The organism is Loigolactobacillus bifermentans DSM 20003 (genome assembly GCF_001434575.1).
Lineage (GTDB): Bacteria > Bacillota > Bacilli > Lactobacillales > Lactobacillaceae > Loigolactobacillus > Loigolactobacillus bifermentans.
The window spans coordinates 108,770-111,266 of the sequence record NZ_AZDA01000092.1; the positions used below are offsets into that span (position 1 = coordinate 108,770).

Consider the following 2,497-nt stretch of genomic DNA (forward strand, 5'->3'; position numbering starts at 1 on the left):
ATACTTCTGGCACGTCCACTTCAACCGTTGTCCCTACAGTCCCTGTTACGCCGGTCACTGTTTGGTCCCCTTTATTACTTGGAATCGTCACTGTAGCTGTAATCGTGTTTGGTGTATAGACCACGTTCACAGTTGTATCACCTGTTGGCACCGTCACCGCTGTTGTTTCTGCCGTGTAACCTGGTACTTCCGGATAAGTGTTACTGTCGATTGTTGTATCAGTTGTCCCGGTTTCTGGTGTGGCAGTTGTCCCTGGAATTGGATCACCATTTTTGTCCACAGGCGTGATGCTGTACGCATGCGTTGTTGGCGTATAATTGATCGTTCCGGTAGCTTTATCCACCGTGATGGTGCCATCTGGGTTCACTGTGGCCGGTACTGTCGTTTTATCTGGCGTGTAACCTGGTACTTCTGGCACGTCCACTTCAACCGTTGTCCCTACAGTCCCTGTTACGCCGGTCACTGTTTGGTCCCCTTTATTACTTGGAATCGTCACTGTAGCTGTAATCGTGTTTGGTGTATAGACCACGTTCACAGTTGTATCACCTGTTGGCACCGTCACCGCTGTTGTTTCTGCCGTGTAACCTGGTACTTCCGGATAAGTGTTACTGTCGATTGTTGTATCGGTTGTCCCGGTTTCTGGTGTAGCCGTTGTCCCTGGAATTGGATCACCATTTTCATCCACAGGCGTAATGCTGTACACATGCGTTGTTGGGGTGTAAGTAACCGTTCCATTGTCTTTATCCACTGTGATGGTGCCATCTGGATTAACTGTCGCTGGCACTGTCGTTTTATCTGGCGTGTAGCCTGGTACTTCTGGCACGTCCACTTCAACCGTTTGGCCAACAGTCCCTGTTACATCAGTTACCGTTTGATCCCCTTTGTTACTTGGAATCGTCACTGTTGCTGTAATCGTGTTTGGTGTATAAACGACTTTGACAGGTGTATCACCTGTTGGTACGGTGACCGCCGTTGTTTCAGCTGTGTAACCTGGCACTGCCGGATAGGTGCTATTGTCAATCGTTGTATCAGTTGTCCCCATTTCTGGTGTGGCCGTTGTTCCTGGAATCGGGTCGCCGTTTTTGTCCACAGGGGTAATGCTATATGCGTGATTCGTTGGCGTGTAATTAACTGTTTCAGTGTCTTTGTCCACTGTAATCGTGCCATCAGGATTCACTGTCGCCGGCACTTTGGTTTTATCTGCCGTATAGCCTGATACTTCTGGCACGTCCACTTCAACCGTTTGGCCAACAGTCCCTGTTACATCAGTTACCGTTTGATTCCCTTTGTTACTTGGAATCGCAACCGTCGTTTTGACGCTTTGCCCTGTATAAGTGACTGTTAAAGTCGGTGTTTTTAAGGCCCCAGCTGCATCAACGGCAAAATTAACTTGATATTGACTGACATCCGGCGTGTAACCTTGAATCTCATCCGGTGTAAAATCAATCGTTTCGTCTGTTTTTCCAGTTAAACTGGTGCTTGTTGGCGTATACGTGCTCGGTGCCCCAACATATTGAATTTGAATCGTTTGCGGCATTGCGATATAAATCACATCTGGCGTATTTGCAACTTCTGTAATGGTACCGTCTGCATTCACCGTAACCGGCACTTCTGTTTGATCAGCGGTATAACCTGGCACGGTTGGTACATTAACTGTCATCCCTTGACCAAACGTGCCAGTGACGGCCGTGATTATTTTAGCACCTTGATTGGTACCAATTGTCACATCCGCAGTCACCGTATTCGGTGTGTAAACCACTTTTACAGATGTATCACCTGTTGGGACCGTGACCACTTTCGTTTCAGTCGTATAGCCTGGCACCTCTGGATAAGTGTTACTGTCAATCGTTGTATCAGTTGTTCCTGTTTCTGGCATGGCAGTTGTCCCTGGAATCGAATCACCATTTTTATCCACCGGGGTGATGCTATAGTCGTGCGTTGTTGGCGTGTAAGTAACCGTTCCAGTCGTTTTATCCACTGTGATGGTACCATCGGGATTCACTGTCGCTGGCACTGTCGTTTTATCGGCCATATAACCTGATACTTCTGGCACGCCTACCTCAACGGTTGTGCCCACAGTACCTGTCACACCAGTCACTGTTTGGTCCCCTTTATTACTTGGAATCGTTACTGTTGCTGTAATATCGTTTGGTGTATACACCACATTTACGGATGTATCACCCGTTGGCACGTTTACCTCAGTTGTTTCGGCCGTGTAGCCTGGTACTTCTGGATAATCTTCACGATTGATAACGTCATCAGTCGTACCAGTTTCTGGTGCGGCCGTTGTCCCTGGAATTGGCGTACCATTTTTGTCCACAGGGGTAATGCTGTAGTTATGGATTGTTGGTACATAAGTAACCGTTCCGGTATCTTTGTCTACCGTGATCGTGCCGTCGGGATTCACTGTCGCTGGCACTGTCGTTTTATCGGCCGTATAACCTGATACTTCTGGCACGTCTACCTCAACCGTTTGACCAACAGTCCCTGTTACACC

At 48.0% G+C, this 2,497-nt stretch carries 1 protein-coding gene; it reads right to left on the reverse strand.

Annotated features, from left to right (window positions below; genetic code table 11):
* Positions 1–2,497, reverse strand: a 2,497-nt coding sequence (locus tag FC07_RS16100) for a MucBP domain-containing protein (RefSeq protein ID WP_202813450.1), incomplete at both ends; no start/stop codon positions are given.